Genomic DNA, 16,923 nt, shown 5'->3' with positions numbered 1-16,923 from the left:
GATGGAAAAAATAACATTGAAGCTACCAAAGGGCTTTATTTTAGGAGCATCATCTTCTGCATGGCAAACTGAAGGCTGGACCGATAAAAAAGAGTTTCAGGATTCATACTTAGACCTCTGGTATAAAAAGAATAAGAATGTTTGGCATAACGGATATGGACCCGCATATGCAACTGATTTTTACAATCGCTATCAAGAAGATATCAGTTATATGAAGGAAATAGGTCTTACCCATTTTAGAACATCAATCAATTGGTCTCGTTTTTTAGTGGATTATGAGAATGCTGTTGTGGATGAAGAATACGCGAGCTTTGTTGGAAACGTTATTGATGAATTAATTAAAAATGGTGTAGAGCCAATGATCTGTCTGGAGCACTATGAATTGCCTGCTTATTTATTTGAAAAATACGGCGGTTGGGGCTCAAAGCATGTGGTTGAACTATTTGTAAAATATGCGGAAAAAGTATTTGAACGTTATGGAAATCGTGTGAAACACTGGTTCGTATTTAATGAGCCAGTTGTAGTTCAAACACGCATATACTTAGATGCGATTCGTTGGCCATATGAACAGAACACAAAAAAATGGATGCAGTGGAACTATAATAAAGGGCTTGCTACTGCTAAAGTGGTGAAGTTATTTAAGGAAATGAGATTAAAGGATCAGACAGGAGCCAAAATTGGGACCATCCTAAACCCTGAAGTCACCTATGCTCGTTCATCCTCTGAACACGACCAAAAAGCAGCTAGAATGTATGACCTATTCTTCAATCGTGTATTCTTAGATCCAGCCATTAAGGGTGAGTATCCGCAGGAATTATTTGATTTGATGGAAAAACATGATATCACTTTTGAACATACAACCGAAGAGCTGCAGCTCATTAAGGAAAATACGATTGATTATGTAGGCATTAATCTATATTTCCCACACCGTGTCAAAGCACGCACAACTGCATGGAATGAAGAAACACCTTTCCACCCTGAATATTATTATGAAAAACACGAGCTAGTAGGTAAGAAAATGAACCCATATCGTGGCTGGGAAATCTACCCGCAAATTATGTTTGATATGGCAGTCAGATTGAAAGAAGAGTACGGAAACATTGAATGGTTTATTGCTGAAAATGGAATGGGTGTAGAAAACGAAGGCAGATTTAAGAATGAAGAACAAATCATTCAGGATGATTACCGAATTGAGTTTATAAGCGAACACTTAAAATGGCTCTTAAAGGCAATCGAAGAAGGAGCCAACTGTAAAGGCTATATGCTATGGGCATTCACCGACAATGTATCACCCATGAACGCATTCAAAAACCGGTATGGTTTAGTTGAAATTAATTTAGACGATAACCGCAATCGAGCACTTAAGAAATCTGCTTACTGGTATAAACAAGTAATCGAAACAAAAGAATTTGAAGCAGAGAATGATGATTTTTATAGATGAGTTGGGATGACCATTCCAGAATGTATCTAACCTCCAAGCCCTTGAAATCAACTTGATTCAATAGAATTGATGGATAAAGTAATGGATACTTAGATGAGAGGCAGCTATATGGACAGGTCTTATTTTAAGCTGCTAAAAAGGCGATATTTAAAAAATATATAAAATAATTCTGCAAAAGATACATTTAAATGATATATAAGGTAATGTATTATTTTGTTTTGAACATAATAGGGAAATAGACTATGGTGTGTGGTATACGTTATACCAATTGAAAAATATAATAAAGGAACGGTGAAGATTTTTTTGGACAGCATTTGGACCTCAATTGTAATTTTGTTAATACTTATCGTGGCAAATGGTATATTTGCTATGACCGAAATTTCAATTGTTACATCTAAGAAGAATAGACTAGAAAAATTGCGAGATGATGGGAATTCCAGTGCTAGTTATGCTTTGAAATTAGCGGATGACCCAAATCAATTATTGTCGACTATTCAAATCGGAATCACATTAATTGGGGTAATAACAGGTGCATTTGGTGGTGCAACTATTGCAAGCCAGCTAGCTGTTTATATTGAAAAAATTAATGTTCTTGCTTCTTTCAGTAATGAGCTAAGTCTGATCGTGGTTGTAGGGCTTTCAACTTACTTATCATTAATTATTGGTGAGTTAGTTCCAAAACGGATTGGTATGGGAAATCCAGAAAAAGTAGCATGTGCAGTAGCAAAACCAATGTATTATTTTTCAAAAGTTGGACGCCCAATTATTTGGTTTTTAAGTAGGTCTACTGATTTTGCATTAAAATTATTAAGAATAAAACCCACAAGCCAACCGAATGTAACCGAAGAAGAAATAACTCAATTAATTGAACAAGGTGTTCATAGTGGGATTGTTGAAGAAATAGAACAGGATATGGTAGAACAAATTTTCTATTTAGGGGACAAACGTCTGAGTGATATTTTAACACCTCGTACGCAGCTTGTTTACATTGATTTAGAGGATTCGTTTGAAGAAAACATGAAAAAAATTAATGAAAGTTATTACTCCAAATTTCCTGTTGGGATTGGAAGTTTAGATGATTTTCAAGGAATTATTCATAAAAAAGATCTTTTATCAAGAATTGTGGCAGGAGAGAATTTTTCTTTAGCGGATTCAGTCAAAGATACACTTGTTCTGCCAGAACAAATGAAAGTATATCGGGCATTGGAAACATTGAAAAAATCCGGCCAGCATGAAGCCGTTATTATCGATGAGTATGGAGGAATTGAGGGCTTTGTCACTCTTCATGATATTATGGAAAATATTATTGGAGAAATGCCTGAAAAGGATAATGAAGAAGAGCCGCAAATTATAGAGAGAGATGGAAACTCATGGTTGGCAGATGGTCTTGTTTCGATTGATACGTTTATTAGATATTTTGATTTGGAAGACTTTACGATTCTTAACCAAAGTAAAAACTTCCACACATTAGGTGGATTTATTATAAATAAAATTGGATATATACCAAAAATCAAAGACACCATTCAAGTAGACGACTTGCAACTTGAAGTTGTGGACATGGATCGTGCTCGAGTAGATAAAGTGTTAATCACAAAACTAGAAAGAGACTCAACAGAAGAATGATATAAGATGGCCTAATGAATGGTCATCTTTTTTTTATAATGGAATAAAATTACCGTCGCGTCTCTATTCCTGCAAAGGGCGTATCAGTGACCCTCACCATGTTAAAGGATACGGGGAGATATTTAGATAAGGAAAGGAGCAATGTGACATTGAAAAAAAGAAAACTTGGAAATCTAGAACTAATAAAATACCCTGATGATCAAGATGAAACAGTTATTGTATCATCAGACAATCTGGAAGAAGTGGTTGAAGTTATCAATATGCATAACTTTCGAAACATCCATATTGACAGGAGTTATAACAAAAAGGATATTGAATTCCTAAAATATTGTCCTTCTATAGAGAAGATGAATATTTCAAATACCGTTATTAACAATTTTGATGGCATAAAGTATTTAAAAAATCTCAAGCTGTTAAGCCTTAATATAAATCCAAAAGTTAAGATAGATATTGGGGAGTTAGTAGAATTAAAGGAACTGACTGGTTGGATACCAAGTGAGACAAAAGGTTTTAATCAATTACGGAATTTGACCAGACTTCATTTGTTCAGTTATAAACCTCAATCAAAGTCACTTTTAGAGCTCTCCAAAATTGCAAATTTAAAAGAATTGTCCTTATCTCAAGCCAATATAGAAACACTAAGAGGAATAGAAGTGATGAAGAATTTAAAGGAAGTTTCTCTGTATGGAATGAGAAATTTAACTAATATCACAGCATTACAATTTCTTACTGCTCCCGTCGAAATTTTTTCTGTAGAGAAATGTAAGAATATTCAAGACTTTGGTGTAATAAAAAATCTTAAAGACTTGAGAGAAATACGTTTACTAGACTGTGGTAGTGTTCCTTCAATATCCTTTATCAAGGACTTAGAAAAACTGGATTCCTTTGTATTTGATGGTACGACTATCATGGATGGCGATTTAAGCTATTGTGAGAGACTAGAATATGTATACTTTAATCAAAAAAAGCATTACTCTCATAAATTGAAGGAGTTAAATTCAGAATTATAATAATGGTAAAGAAACGTTAAAAGTCTCAGGAATCATTTTTCGATTCTCTAAGGCTTGTTAATTGTGTATATATTGGTATTCATACAGACTAAAAGGTGGAGGAGCTACAAAATAGGTCCTATTAAGAAGATACAAGAACCGATAAGATCTGTGAGCTGCCTTATCTCTTTTTTGTAACCAGCTAGGTTAAAACAAGGAACCAACGAAACTTATTTTTGTGAAATTCGTAAATATATAGAGAGTAAAGTAATAAAAAGTGTCACATGGAGGGGATAGAAATGGCAGAGAAATATATATCCGTTGTAGGTGTTTGTCATTATTTTGGAGCGGATATTTTCAAGGTTGGTCAGAAGATAATCTTAAGAAAAGACTTAGATAATAAGCATGATGATGAAGCAATTCAAGCCGAGCTCGATACAATTGGTAAGGTTGGTTATGTGGCTAATAGTTATCAGACAGTTGCAAAAGGAACGCGCAGTGCCGGCAGAATCTATGATACATTCGAGGATGTATGCATGGGACAAGTGGCTTTCATTGTAAAGGATACAATCATCGTGAAATTATTAGGAAATGAAGAGAGTGCTTAACCAGATCTGCCTATCTCTAATGAAAGAATGGCATTAATTTAGAAGTGTAAACGTAAGTGAAGTAGAGATGCGCCGTCCTTAAAGTGAAAGTCTTATTTTAGTAGAGGCTGTGGGTGGCTCTCGCAAGATTTTGATTAAGCTGGAAGTAGAAACTAAAACGGAAAAGGCAGGATATTCATATGCAGTTGCTGACTTTATGCGAAATAATTGTTATAATTTAACAAAAACCTCCGTAGGCGGAGAAGAGCTATGGAGACTGGAGCCTATACTTGTGAAGAATTTTTTTCTATCCACTTCTTTACTTATGACGGTTGTTTTATTCTTGTTTCTACCTCTCATGGTTATTTATGCTTTGATTATTCATTTTACAGGCCAGTATTATGAGAATTTAATCTATTTAATTCTGTTTCTTTTTCTGTTGTGTCTTATAGATATGGGAGTGGGGACTATTATTGATAGCTTTCTTCATGCCGTAACGGACATTTATAAGGATATCTTTGTCAATAAGTTGATTGCGAATATCTTAACTTTCGCTGGCAGTTATATAGTTATTAGCGCACTTGATTACTTTTTTACAGTCATCGATCTTTCTACAACTGTGAAAATAATTATCATAGCTATTCATCTTGTTGCTTCGCTGCTGTTTGATAAAATTGACCAAAGTGTGGATGGAAAGAATGAAACGGATGAAACCGATTGTGATATTTATCAAATAGATCCAATGATAGAAAACGAAATCGCTTCTTTGTTAAAATCTGAAATCAATTGGGTTGAATGTGTCAAGATAATCAAGGACAAGCATCCGGATGTTCCTAAAGAAAGAATTGTAGCTGTAACCCGAAAGTTACATATGGATAATAAAAATTCTTCTTTTTAAAAGTAAAGAAGTAGAAGAGCTGCCCTTAGTGGGCGGCTTTTTTAGTAGAGACACTTTTAACAATATTTTCAGTTTATCTGCTCTAGTATGCTATTAAATCACCTTTTAAAGTGGATTAGGAGGGTTTATCTTTAATAACATTTGTTCGTTACGATTAATGATTGCTATAGCTATTACTGGGTTACGGTATGGTTATATTTAAAGAGTACTCGAGTGAATCTGCAAAAAGAGGTGTAGATAGAAAAATGTATTGTTTTAGGTGCCTATATGCTATATACTACCTTTGTGAATTAACATACAAATGAAAAAATAATGCAAATGATCACAATCTAATCACAGGCTGATGGTTGGCTAAGAGTTTGTTGAATAGGCATTGTTTAGCTTAAAGATTTGTCATTCATAAAAGTATAACGGTAAGTAAGATAGGTGACTATTATGAGCAGAAGTGTAAGACAATATATTGGAATTATTGCGGCTATTATCATTTACTATATCATCCATGAGGGGGCGCACCTCCTAGTAGCTTTTTATTACGGGGTTTTCAAGCAAATCAATTTCATGGGGCTGGGGGTTCAGGTGGATGTATATCATACCCTGATGACAGATATTCAGATGGGAATTTTCTGTCTGGCGGGTGCGATTGCAACTCTTGTTTTCAGTTGGCTTCTTATTATATTTTGTAAACCAATCTGTTCAGTAAAATCAAAGGTTTTCCGGACCATCGCATGGTATACCTCACTAGTCGTGCTACTGCTTGATCCGCTATATTTGAGTGTACTTTGTGGATTTTTTGGTGGTGGCGATATGAATGGTATCATACTGCTTTGGCAGGAATGGTTTGTGAGGGCTCTTTTTGCAGGAATTGGGATTGTCCATGCGTTGGTGATATTCCGGTACTTGCTACCTAAGTATACAAAGTCCTTTTCTGATTAAGATTATTAGCAATTGCATAAGAGCTAAACAAGATACAGGTAGAAAGCCTTGTGTATACCGTGAAATTGTTTTGATTAGCAAGAAATTTAATAAAATGATATGAACTTAACGACTTATTTGATGCTGAGCCGAATAACTTGTGGGAAATTCACTCTTTCTCTTTATTCGGAAGTAGAAATGCAAGCAATGAAATGATAAAAAGGAGAATGGCAAAAGATGCTGTTTCTCCTTTTATTTTTGTAAATGAACAAATAGGTTGGGAAATGTTTGGAGCAACAAGAAATCCAGTTTTAAAATAAAATGTAGCAGAATTAAAAAGGCTTATCAACGGGCAGTTGACAAAGAAACTGATTAATTAAAGCATACTCTAATTATTAAAAAGTCGGCAAAATTGAATGGAGTATTTGATAATTCTACAATTTTAGGTATACCGTAAGATAACCCAGAGATTACTCCTAAAGAGGAATATTGTTATGAAGTTTGCGTTGTTAAAAATAAAGATTTTAATGTGGTAAAACCAGCTCATGTTGGTAAATTTCCTGGTGGGAAATATGCTGTTTTCTTGCTTGATCATACAAAAGAGGCAGTCAGTTAATTTTTGGGGCAATATTTTTTCGGAGATAGAAAGAAATAATCTATCCATTAGAGAACAACCAATTATAGAAACAAATGATTGATAATCATTTGTGTGAAATATTAGTTCCTTTACAGTAACGGAGCAGGGACATTTCCTGAATTGCAGAATTCCAAACCTTATCTGATTTGTGATAAGATAAACATCATTTATTTGGGTTTTTCTACACGATAATCCAATATTCAAAGTAATATAATGAAAAATGAGCTATTGACTAAATATAAAATACAGCCTAGCTTCATTGTAGGGTGCAGGATTTTTGTTGCTCAAGAATGAACAATTGTAAAGCTCGTTAAGGGGTGATCACTATGCAAAACGCAAAAATATTAATCATTGAGGATGCAGAGACGCTTCGTAGAGAATTAACCGCATTTTTAAAAAATTATGGTTATGAAGTGGAAGCACCGGATGATTTTCAAAATGTCATGAACTATGCAAGTCAGGATGATGTTCATTTGATTTTATTGGATATTAATTTGCCTGTGTACGACGGTTATTATATTTGTCGCGAAATCCGCAAATACTCTCAGGTACCCATTATTATTGTGACAAGCAGAGACACGGAAGTGGACGAATTGATGAGCATGAATATAGGCGCAGATGATTTCATTACGAAGCCATATAACACGCAAATTTTGTTGGCACGCATTGAAAATATTTTAAGAAGGACATATGCAAAACAAGAAAGTGCTGTAATGACTTACAAGGATTTGAAGCTGCATTTGGCTAATGGGACAATTTCCTATCAAGGCAAGAAAGAGGAACTAACAAAAAATGAAATAAAAATCTTACATTGTTTAATGAAAAATAATGGAATTATTGTTTCTAGAGAACAGCTGATGGAGGATCTATGGTCATCTGATTTATTTGTGGATGACAATACGCTATCTGTTAACATTACTCGACTTCGTAAAAAGATAGAGGCAATCGGTATGGAAAACCCGATTGAAACGAGACGAGGATTGGGGTATATCATGTCATGACATTGTGGGCATTTTTAAAGGAAAGAGTCGTTTTTATTACGGTTAATGTTTTTCTTTTTATGACGGTAGCATTATTTTTAGCTTTTATTTCTATACAAAAGGGTGTTATTGTTATAGTCGGGTTATGCTGGTTTGGTCCGCTGCTTACTTCTTATTTTCTTGAATTTATGAAGAAAAAACCTTTTTATGATGGGGTAATAGAAAATGTTGAAAATCTTGATCAAAAATATTTGCTATCTGAAATTATGGATGAGCCTGAATTTTTAGAAGGAAAGATTTTATATGACATTTTACGGACGAGTGACAAGCAGGTGCATGAGTATGTCAACCACTACAAGACTATGCAATCGGAATACCAAGAGTATGTTGAAGCGTGGGTCCATGAAATTAAGACACCGATTGCATCTAGTAAGCTAATAATTGAGAATTATCAAGGTGGTCCGATTGTTGGCTTAACTGAGGAATTAACGAAGATTGAGGATTATATTGAACAGGCCTTGTATTATGCGAGAAGCAGCAGTGCCAGCAAGGATTATATTGTGAAGGAATTTCGTTTAAAAGAATGTGTTTCCAAAGTAATTAAGCGAAATGCAAAAGCGTTTATTCATAAAAAGATTCAGCTTAAGTTATCAGAGATAGATGATGTGGTCTATAGTGACGAAAAGTGGGTTGAGTTCATAGTGAATCAAGTAATCATTAACAGTATTAATTATTGTTATAAAGAAAATAGTTTCATCTCTATTTATACGACTAATCATGAGCATAATCTTATACTTCATATTGTTGATAATGGCATTGGTATTGATGAAAAGGATGTCGGAAGAGTATTTGAAAAAGGATTTACAGGAGAAAATGGACGCATATACAGAAAGTCAACAGGCATCGGTCTATATCTTTGCAAAATGTTGGTAGATAAGCTGCATTTAGGGATTACGATCAAATCACAGAAGGATGTAGGAACCGAGGTAAATATCATTTTCCCGAAAAGTAAATTGGTTTTATTAGAGTCTTGAGAGAAAGGCTCTTTTTTATTACGAAAATGAGATTATTAATGATTTGTGGTATGAATTTGTATGGTGGTTTTCGCCATTAATCTCCAGTGCAAGTTTCAAAAATGTAAGGTTTATGCAACCAACTTCAATATTTGTATTGCTGTAGGGGGGATATACTAAAAGCATAAAAGAGAGGAGAAGGTTGTTATGAATACAGTTTTGGAAGTAAAAGATATAGAAAAATACTATGGTAATAAAGGAAATGTGTCAAAAGCCATTAATCATATAAGTTTTGATGTAAAACAAGGGGAATTTGTTGGTATTATGGGTCCTTCAGGCAGCGGGAAAACGACACTGTTGAATTGCATTTCTACAATTGATCATGTAACAACGGGTCATATTCATATAAATGGTCAGGATATTACGACATTAAAGGCTGGAAAGCTTGAGAAGTTCCGCCGGGATGAGCTAGGATTTATCTTTCAGGATTTTAATTTGCTCGATACATTAACAGCGTTTGAAAATATCGCAATCGCTTTAACCATACAAGGTCGTAAGCCGGCTGATATTACAAAGCTAGTAAATGAAGTTGCCGATAAATTAGAGATTACGGCGGTATTAAATAAGTTCCCATATCAACTGTCGGGTGGACAAAAACAACGTGTTGCTTCAGCCCGAGCAATTGTAACGAACCCGTCATTAATTCTCGCTGATGAGCCGACAGGAGCACTTGACTCAAAATCTGCCCGATTACTGCTAGATTCATTTGAGAAATTAAATAAGGAGTTCCAGGCTACAATTTTAATGGTCACACATGATGCGTTTACAGCAAGCTATGCACATCGAATCTTGTTTATTAAAGATGGGGAGATTTTTAATGAACTGGTGAGAGGTGATGATACGAGGAAAGAATTTTTCGGCCGTATCATTGAGGTGGTAACACTTCTCGGAGGTGACACGAATAATGTTATTTAAATTATCTGCTCGCAATGTGAAGAGAAGCTTCAAGGATTATGCAATTTATTTCTTAACATTAACATTTGCAGTCTGTATATTTTATAGCTTTAATTCGATTTCAGCTTCGGCTGCTATGTCTAGTTTAAGCGCCAGTCAGTCGGAAATGATTCAATCGATAACACAATTAATTTCAATAGTATCTGTTTTTGTTTCGATTGTGTTAGGGTTTCTGATTTTATTCGCAAACAATTTCTTAATCAGACGACGAAAAAAAGAGCTCGGAATTTATATGACGCTAGGTATGAGTAAATATAGTATATCGTTAATAGTTGTAATGGAAACACTTTTTATAGGTGTTTTATCGTTAATGGCCGGATTACTACTGGGAATATTTATATCTCAAGGATTGTCCGTTCTAGTGGTTTCGTTATTTAAGGCAGATATGACAAAGTTCGAAGTTGTCTTTTCCAGTGAAGCGATGTTCAAAACAATGAGCTATTTTGGGATTATCTTTCTGTTCGTTATGATCTTTAATAGTTTAGTGATTTCGAAGTATAAGCTCATCGACTTGCTAACAGCCGCTAGAAAAAATGAAAGCCTGAAGATCCGAAAAGTATCAACATCAATCGCGTTCTTTGTTTTATCCTTCATTACTCTTGGGATTGCTTATACTGTTATTTTAAAGTATGGTTTAACAGAAAGTTTGACTGTCACGTGGACCTGCGTTGGACTGGGGTCACTTGGAACGTTTTTGTTTTTTATGTCTCTTTCTGGATTTGCTCTTAATATGCTGCAAAGAAATAATACTATATATTTTAAAGGCTTAAATATGTTTGTTCTACGCCAAATAAGCAGCAAGGTAAATACAACCTTTGTATCCATGACTATCATTTGCTTAATGCTCTTTTTCACAATTGGTGTTTTATCAACAGGATTTAGCATAAAGACGGCGGGAGAAAAACAGCTTGTAAATCAAGTGCCGTATGATGCAACATTCTACCTGTATGGAAAAGAAGATACGCAAATAAAGAATATAGATCAAGCGATTGAAATATTGGGTATGGACTTGGATGAGATGGGTGAAAATAGTTCCTTTGAATTATATGAAGCGGATTCTACGTATAACGAATTATTGCGTCCTTTTGCAAATGCAGAGTTAGAACAATACTTTGATATGGCAATCTCTCGTAAAAAAATCTTATTGATGAAAGAATCTGATTATGTAAAGCTTTTGCAAATGCAAGACATTGAACCGAAAACGTTTAATAAAGGAGAAGTACTCCTCATATCAGATGATGAGACTTATTTTGATGCAGTGAATGCCTATATTAAAGAAAATCAGTCCATTAAATTGAACGCTATGGATTATACGATTGTTAATCGTCAAGTAGAGTACGTACAATATATAAATGATTATCCAGGAAGAGTTGCATTTACCGTGATTGTTCCAGATCAAGCTATTGAAGGTATGACACCTAATATGTCACTGTCTAATGTTAATTACAGTAGTAATAGTCAAGTGAATGAAGACGAGCTTTATCATTTAACTCAAAATGAAGAAGTTTATTCTAAATATGGTTTTTATGTCAACGTAATGACTAAGCAAATGTTGTATGACCAAAGTATTGGATCGTCTACAATGATTGTCTTTATTGGTATTTATCTTGGGATTGTGTTCCTCATTTCAAGTGCAGCTGTACTGGCGCTTCAGCAGTTATCTGAAGCGAGTGATAATATGGAGCGCTATAGCATGCTAAGAAAAATAGGTGTAACAAGTAAGGAAATTAACAAGGCGATATTCGGTCAGGTATTTATTTACTTCATGATGCCATTGTCTTTAGCAATCATCCATTCGATTTTTGGAATTAAAGTGGTCAATCAGGAACTTCTGATGATGGGTCAACCTTCCGTTTTCATACCGGCTTTGTTTACGGCGTTAATTATGATTATTGTATATGGCGGTTATTTCATAGCAACATATTCAGGGTACAAGCGCATTGTGAAAAATTAAAAGAGAAGCTGTGTCAAAAATGAGTTGTTTTGGCACAGCTTTTTTACTGTTTAAATTAGAGCTTGTAGGTGATTTTAAATTGCAAAATTTACTGTTTCAGAACGAATATCTGAATCTATGGGGAATCATACTAGTAAAAGGAATAATGGTTCGAGATTATTAGTAGTGTAATTGAATAAGTGAAAAACATCTGTGAAGAGACTATGGGTTTTATTTAAAATAGTCAGAAATAATAGCGCTTGTGAGGCGCGGTTACCTCAAATGAAAGATAAAAGTTTAAAATAGCCCGCCCGTAAAACGGGTGGGCTATTACAGTATCAGATATGTTAAAAAAATCGGCCCTTATCTTTGATATTGATTCAGCCATTTTAATGTTTCTTCTATTATTTCATCCTGCTGTTCTTTTGCTGAAATCGTAGATTTTCCGTCTCCATCTTGCGTTCCATACATACCGAATTGGGCATGGTTTCCGCCTTTAACCTCATATAAGGTTGCTTCAGACGAAAGCAAATGTTTTGTATCAGCTATTTTATCAGTAGTAGTTAACCCATCAAACTCGGCATACAGGGAGAGGATGGGGAGATCAGTTTCTGAAAAATTACTGGAATCACTTGGATAGGAACCCAATAAGATTAAACCCCTTACATCTTCGAGATGATCGTATGCATAAGATGCTGCGGCTACGCCGCCAAGTGAATGCCCACCTACATACCAATTCGTTATATCGCTGAACTCATCTATAATTAAATCCGCCTGATTAATATCGAGTAGGGCAAAGTTCAAGTTGACTTTCGGGACAATCACCAAATAACCTTTATCCGCTAAACCTTGGGCATAGTAGCTATATGCTTCAGGCTCCACTTTTGCTCCAGGATAAAGAATGATCCCGCTTTTTGGTTTTTCTATAGGTTCGAACACAAGCCAGTTTTCTTCCGTCTGTATGTCATCCAAATCTACATATGATGTAACTTCTTCTGATGCTTTGTACGTTTGTTGGGACCAAAAATAGAAGCCCGTAAGGCCCAACACAAAAATAATCAATAGTATACCTAAGCTAATTGTAGTAATCTTCTTCATAAAATGCCTTCTTCTCTTTCATTAATGATATACAATTTCAATTTTAGCATAAAGAACTTCCGTGCTATGTATAAATTCTTTCCAAACCAACAAAGCAGGTGGTTCGGTTACTTAATCAAGTAAGATTTGTAAGTCTACTTCGTTCGCTGAATCGACGCGCAAGGCAAACGCCAGTTTTTTCACCAATTTTTAAGATGTGTCGGAGCAAGCAATCACTAAGGTGTTCAACACCATCATGGAAAGCAGGGTGATGCATCTGCTTGTTTTTGTAAAAAAGAAGGTACCATAGTAAAACAGCTATTAGAAGGCGAAATATCTGAGGCCTTCCCGCTTCGGTTTTGAAGGAGCATCCGAATGTCATTACCATCGTCGAGAAGCTATGCTTGGAGGAACTACCATGATTTAGTAGAATGAAAGAAAATAAGCCGGGTGGGGGAATGTTCCCGACGGTCTCTTTTGGAGGGGAATGACATGGTTGGCGTAAAAACGGTGAATCTTGACGGCGAAGAAATCCATATTTTTAATAGTGCGATATATATTTTGGAAACTTCATCCGGATTTTCATTGGAGCTCGACATCATCGTGAGCGAGGTAGCCCTAAAGAAATATAGCAGTCGCGAGAGCATTATCGCTGAAATTGAGCTGACCGATAACCGAGTAATCAGCTCATTCATGTACATAAAATCAATTCCTGGTCGTCTCCCGCAGTTGAACTTGAATTGCGTGATCGATGATCCCTTTGAGCACCAGGGCATTGACCATATCGATGAGAACCAGATTGATTTTCCAGACATTGACAAGGGGATTTCCCTTGCCGACATCAGGAAAGTCGAGATGCCTGATGAAAAGATCACCCTTAAGCTCACGCTGCCAATTGACCAAGTCGAATGGCTTCGCGGAAAAACATCAAAAGAACTCAAACAGATATTTAAAGCTATTATCTATGACCATATGAATTAAGTATACCTACATATTTTAAAGAAAATAGAGGGAGACTGATGAAAGAACTGTTTCTATAGGCTTGATTGGTGCATACGAAGCGAAGAATGAGAGTTACTTCTTCATTACCAATTGGTAATCAGGAATGGAATCATAAAGCAATAAATATCAATAGCGATAAAAAAGAAGTGAACAATTATTAATGATCAATAGGATTGATATTTCAACTGTATTTAATGGTAATTACACGGCAACTTTTTGGTTTTTGATATTAGAATCATTAAAGGTATTGTTAAGTAGGTAAAAGTTAATTGGAAAAACGAGAAAAAAATCTCTAAAAGTTAATATTCAATTCATGAAATCTTCAAAAGTTATATGGAGAAGGTAGGAGATTTTTTATACTAGAATTGGTATCTATATTTCTAATGGTGCTAGGAATATCACTCTTTCCGTTTCAAACTGTAACATGATAGTTATGCCTTCCTAAGATAATTTAAAATATAAATAGGATAATAAGGATCTTGAGTTGTTTATATAGCGTATAAGCAAGGGTTCAAACAACATATGAGGAACCTGTATCCCTATGTATGATAGATGTATTCATGGAATTTTAATCTTTTTGATATAAGAAGAAAAATAAATTAATATTACCATATATTACTTATTGAAATATAGATAAATACATATTAGAATAATAAAGCAGTCAACGAGAGGGTTTGAAATTAATCAATTAGAAGCTCGAGGATTGCAGGTACAAGTCCTTTATGGCTCACCATCTATAAACATGCGGGTGTGGCGGAATTGGCAGACGCACCAGACTTAGGATCTGGCGCCTTACGGCGTGGGGGTTCGACTCCCTTCACCCGCACTTATATGCGGAAGTAGTTCAGTGGTAGAACACCACCTTGCCAAGGTGGGGGTCGCGGGTTCGAATCCCGTCTTCCGCTCCAATGCCAAGTGATATGCCGGGGTGGCGGAATTGGCAGACGCACAGGACTTAAAATCCTGCGGTAGGTGACTACCGTGCCGGTTCGAGACCGGCCCTCGGCACTAGTTTTTTGCAAGAATGCGCCCGTAGCTCAATTGGATAGAGCGTTTGACTACGGATCAAAAGGTTAGGGGTTCGACTCCTCTCGGGCGCGCCATTCCTTTGCGGGAAGTAGCTCAGCTTGGTAGAGCACTTGGTTTGGGACCAAGGGGTCGCAGGTTCGAATCCTGTCTTCCCGACCATTCTAAAAAATATGGGGCCTTAGCTCAGCTGGGAGAGCGCCTGCTTTGCACGCAGGAGGTCAGCGGTTCGATCCCGCTAGGCTCCACCATTACTTAAACCCAATAGGATTTTGATTTTGGCGGTGTAGCTCAGGTGGTTAGAGCAGACGGCTCATAACCGTCCGGTCGCAGGTTCGAGTCCTACAAGATACACAACCTATATGGAGGAATACCCAAGTCTGGCTGAAGGGACCGGTCTTGAAAACCGGGAGGCGGGTTAAACCGCGCGGGGGTTCGAATCCCTCTTCCTCCGCCATATATACCTTAAATACCTTGTAGTATATGGAAACAAATTATTATTGTCGCGGGGTGGAGCAGTCTGGTAGCTCGTCGGGCTCATAACCCGAAGGTCGCAGGTTCAAATCCTGTCCCCGCAATAAATGGTCCGGTAGTTCAGTTGGTTAGAATGCCTGCCTGTCACGCAGGAGGTCGCGGGTTCGAGTCCCGTCCGGACCGCCATTTACATAATGAAGTTGGCTCAGTAGCTCAGTCGGTAGAGCAAAGGACTGAAAATCCTTGTGTCGGCGGTTCGATTCCGTCCTGAGCCACCATTATAAAATAAGTTTTAATATGTTTAATCTTACCTAAGTATTATGCCGGTGTAGCTCAATTGGTAGAGCAACTGACTTGTAATCAGTAGGTTGGGGGTTCAAGTCCTCTTGCCGGCACTCAAAATAATCGGAGGGGTAGCGAAGTGGCTAAACGCGGCGGACTGTAAATCCGCTCCTTCGGGTTCGGCAGTTCGAATCTGCCCCCCTCCACCATTTATAATAGGGGCATAGTTTAAAGGTAGAACAGAGGTCTCCAAAACCTCCAGTGTGGGTTCAATTCCTACTGCCCCTGCCAATAAATATGGCGATTAGAGAGAAATGGTTAACGCATCGGATTGTGGTTCCGCCATTCTTGGGTTCGTTTTTCATCAGCCCTCCCATTGTTGCGGGTGTAGTTTAGTGGTAAAACCTCAGCCTTCCAAGCTGATGATGAGGGTTCGATTCCCTTCACCCGCTCCAAAAATATCATAATGGGCCTATAGCTAAGCTGGTTAGAGCACACGCCTGATAAGTGTCAGGTCGATAGTTTGAGTCGCCCATACTATTATTCCGCAGTAGCTCAGTGGTAGAGCACTCGGCTGTTAACCGAGCGGTCGTAGGTTCGAATCCTACCTGCGGAGCCATTTGGCCCCTTGGTCAAGCGGTTAAGACACCGCCCTTTCACGGCGGTAACACGGGTTCGAATCCCGTAGGGGTCATAAAACCATGTACAAGATGTACATGGTTTTTTTATTTGCCACCAAACTTCTGATAGCTGTTGACCTGCAATCTTTTATCTTTAGTGTGACCTACGGATGCTTATCAGATTCTAATGGTAAAAGTTGAGAGAAAATTCCTTTTGAGTAAAACGTAATAGGTTTCTAAAGGCCTTATATGTATCAAAATGAAAAAATAGATAAAAATCTAGAAACACGCATAAAATATAGTATGAAAATAGCAGTGCACACCTTCATTCAATGTGCACTGTTTTTATTATTCCCTCAATTCAATTAATAAGCTAACTTATCCCGCTATATTTTACATTTATTCCTGTCTATTA

Annotated in this window: 12 protein-coding genes, 17 tRNA genes and 1 pseudogene; 29 read left to right on the top strand and 1 reads right to left on the bottom strand. The window is 36.6% G+C overall.

The features are described 5' to 3' along the window. The first annotated feature begins 1 nt into the window (after window position 1). The 11 genes and pseudogenes from AC4G3N_RS06145 to AC4G3N_RS06095 all read left to right on the top strand — a co-directional run bounded on the left by AC4G3N_RS06145 (window position 2) and on the right by AC4G3N_RS06095 (window position 12,048). Window positions 2-1,441 carry a glycoside hydrolase family 1 protein gene (locus AC4G3N_RS06145; RefSeq protein ID WP_491089910.1) on the top strand — a complete coding sequence of 480 codons (1,440 nt, stop codon included), beginning with the start codon at window positions 2-4 and terminating at the stop codon, window positions 1,439-1,441. Between the two features lie 303 nt (window positions 1,442-1,744). Continuing rightward, window positions 1,745-3,064 (top strand): hemolysin family protein, encoded by a 1,320-nt coding sequence (locus AC4G3N_RS06140; protein WP_491089909.1) that lies wholly within the window; start codon window positions 1,745-1,747, stop codon window positions 3,062-3,064. 149 nt (window positions 3,065-3,213) lie between these two features. Next, window positions 3,214-4,074 carry a leucine-rich repeat domain-containing protein gene (locus AC4G3N_RS06135; RefSeq protein ID WP_491089908.1) on the top strand — a complete coding sequence of 287 codons (861 nt, stop codon included), beginning with the start codon at window positions 3,214-3,216 and terminating at the stop codon, window positions 4,072-4,074. 278 nt (window positions 4,075-4,352) lie between these two features. Beyond that, window positions 4,353-4,661: an HIRAN domain-containing protein gene (locus AC4G3N_RS06130; RefSeq protein WP_490551703.1), complete on the top strand. Its 309-nt coding sequence runs from the start codon at window positions 4,353-4,355 to the stop codon at window positions 4,659-4,661. Window positions 4,662-4,791: 130 nt separating this feature from the next. Then, window positions 4,792-5,538 carry a hypothetical protein gene (locus AC4G3N_RS06125; RefSeq protein ID WP_491089907.1) on the top strand — a complete coding sequence of 249 codons (747 nt, stop codon included), beginning with the start codon at window positions 4,792-4,794 and terminating at the stop codon, window positions 5,536-5,538. Window positions 5,539-5,973: 435 nt separating this feature from the next. Then, window positions 5,974-6,471 carry a hypothetical protein gene (locus tag AC4G3N_RS06120; RefSeq protein ID WP_491089906.1) on the top strand — a complete coding sequence of 166 codons (498 nt, stop codon included), beginning with the start codon at window positions 5,974-5,976 and terminating at the stop codon, window positions 6,469-6,471. A 376-nt stretch (window positions 6,472-6,847) separates the two neighbouring features. Then, window positions 6,848-7,185, top strand: a pseudogene (locus AC4G3N_RS06115) (GyrI-like domain-containing protein); the annotation flags it as partial. A 228-nt stretch (window positions 7,186-7,413) separates the two neighbouring features. Next, entirely contained in the window at window positions 7,414-8,088 is a 675-nt protein-coding gene (locus AC4G3N_RS06110) for a response regulator transcription factor (RefSeq protein WP_139891068.1), read from the top strand. Next, complete coding sequence (locus AC4G3N_RS06105; RefSeq protein WP_491089905.1) at window positions 8,085-9,101, top strand: sensor histidine kinase; 1,017 nt, start codon at window positions 8,085-8,087, stop codon at window positions 9,099-9,101. Before AC4G3N_RS06110 ends, AC4G3N_RS06105 begins: the two co-directional genes overlap by 4 nt. A gap of 186 nt (window positions 9,102-9,287) precedes the next feature. Further along, window positions 9,288-10,055: an ABC transporter ATP-binding protein gene (locus AC4G3N_RS06100; RefSeq protein ID WP_491089904.1), complete on the top strand. Its 768-nt coding sequence runs from the start codon at window positions 9,288-9,290 to the stop codon at window positions 10,053-10,055. Continuing rightward, the gene (locus tag AC4G3N_RS06095; protein ID WP_491089903.1) at window positions 10,045-12,048 is read left to right on the top strand and encodes an FtsX-like permease family protein; all 2,004 of its coding nucleotides are present in this window, start codon (window positions 10,045-10,047) and stop codon (window positions 12,046-12,048) included. The genes AC4G3N_RS06100 and AC4G3N_RS06095 overlap by 11 nt, the downstream gene beginning before the upstream one ends. Before the next feature lie 342 nt (window positions 12,049-12,390). Here AC4G3N_RS06095 and AC4G3N_RS06090 read toward each other — a convergent pair whose 3' ends face one another. Then, the gene (locus tag AC4G3N_RS06090) at window positions 12,391-13,125 is read right to left on the bottom strand and encodes an alpha/beta fold hydrolase (protein WP_491089902.1); all 735 of its coding nucleotides are present in this window, start codon (window positions 13,123-13,125) and stop codon (window positions 12,391-12,393) included. A gap of 471 nt (window positions 13,126-13,596) precedes the next feature. Here AC4G3N_RS06090 and AC4G3N_RS06085 point away from each other — a divergent pair, with 471 nt between their 5' ends. The 18 genes from AC4G3N_RS06085 (at window position 13,597) to AC4G3N_RS06000 (ending at window position 16,582) form a co-directional block, all read left to right on the top strand. Continuing rightward, window positions 13,597-14,085, top strand: coding sequence for a hypothetical protein (locus tag AC4G3N_RS06085; RefSeq protein WP_491089901.1), 489 nt, complete (start codon window positions 13,597-13,599; stop codon window positions 14,083-14,085). A gap of 765 nt (window positions 14,086-14,850) precedes the next feature. After that, window positions 14,851-14,932: transfer RNA gene (locus AC4G3N_RS06080), tRNA-Leu, on the top strand. 7 nt (window positions 14,933-14,939) lie between these two features. Continuing rightward, window positions 14,940-15,014: transfer RNA gene (locus AC4G3N_RS06075), tRNA-Gly, on the top strand. Between the two features lie 14 nt (window positions 15,015-15,028). Beyond that, window positions 15,029-15,114, top strand: a tRNA-Leu gene (locus AC4G3N_RS06070). 18 nt (window positions 15,115-15,132) lie between these two features. Next, window positions 15,133-15,209 (top strand) — tRNA-Arg (locus AC4G3N_RS06065). 8 nt (window positions 15,210-15,217) lie between these two features. Beyond that, window positions 15,218-15,294 (top strand) — tRNA-Pro (locus AC4G3N_RS06060). A gap of 13 nt (window positions 15,295-15,307) precedes the next feature. After that, window positions 15,308-15,383 (top strand) — tRNA-Ala (locus AC4G3N_RS06055). Between the two features lie 33 nt (window positions 15,384-15,416). Continuing rightward, a tRNA-Met gene (locus AC4G3N_RS06050) sits at window positions 15,417-15,486 on the top strand. A 10-nt stretch (window positions 15,487-15,496) separates the two neighbouring features. Continuing rightward, a tRNA-Ser gene (locus AC4G3N_RS06045) sits at window positions 15,497-15,589 on the top strand. Between the two features lie 47 nt (window positions 15,590-15,636). Continuing rightward, a tRNA-Met gene (locus AC4G3N_RS06040) sits at window positions 15,637-15,710 on the top strand. 5 nt (window positions 15,711-15,715) lie between these two features. Continuing rightward, window positions 15,716-15,792: transfer RNA gene (locus tag AC4G3N_RS06035), tRNA-Asp, on the top strand. A 16-nt stretch (window positions 15,793-15,808) separates the two neighbouring features. Then, window positions 15,809-15,884 (top strand) — tRNA-Phe (locus AC4G3N_RS06030). A gap of 44 nt (window positions 15,885-15,928) precedes the next feature. Then, window positions 15,929-16,001, top strand: a tRNA-Thr gene (locus AC4G3N_RS06025). Window positions 16,002-16,013: 12 nt separating this feature from the next. Next, window positions 16,014-16,097 (top strand) — tRNA-Tyr (locus AC4G3N_RS06020). A gap of 8 nt (window positions 16,098-16,105) precedes the next feature. Next, window positions 16,106-16,179, top strand: a tRNA-Trp gene (locus AC4G3N_RS06015). 90 nt (window positions 16,180-16,269) lie between these two features. Then, window positions 16,270-16,343: transfer RNA gene (locus AC4G3N_RS06010), tRNA-Gly, on the top strand. Window positions 16,344-16,432: 89 nt separating this feature from the next. Further along, a tRNA-Asn gene (locus tag AC4G3N_RS06005) sits at window positions 16,433-16,507 on the top strand. A 3-nt stretch (window positions 16,508-16,510) separates the two neighbouring features. Next, window positions 16,511-16,582: transfer RNA gene (locus AC4G3N_RS06000), tRNA-Glu, on the top strand. Window positions 16,583-16,923: the final 341 nt, after the last annotated feature.

The organism is Bacillus sp. z50 (assembly GCF_058313585.1).
This window is presented reverse-complemented; position numbering and strand designations above follow the sequence as displayed.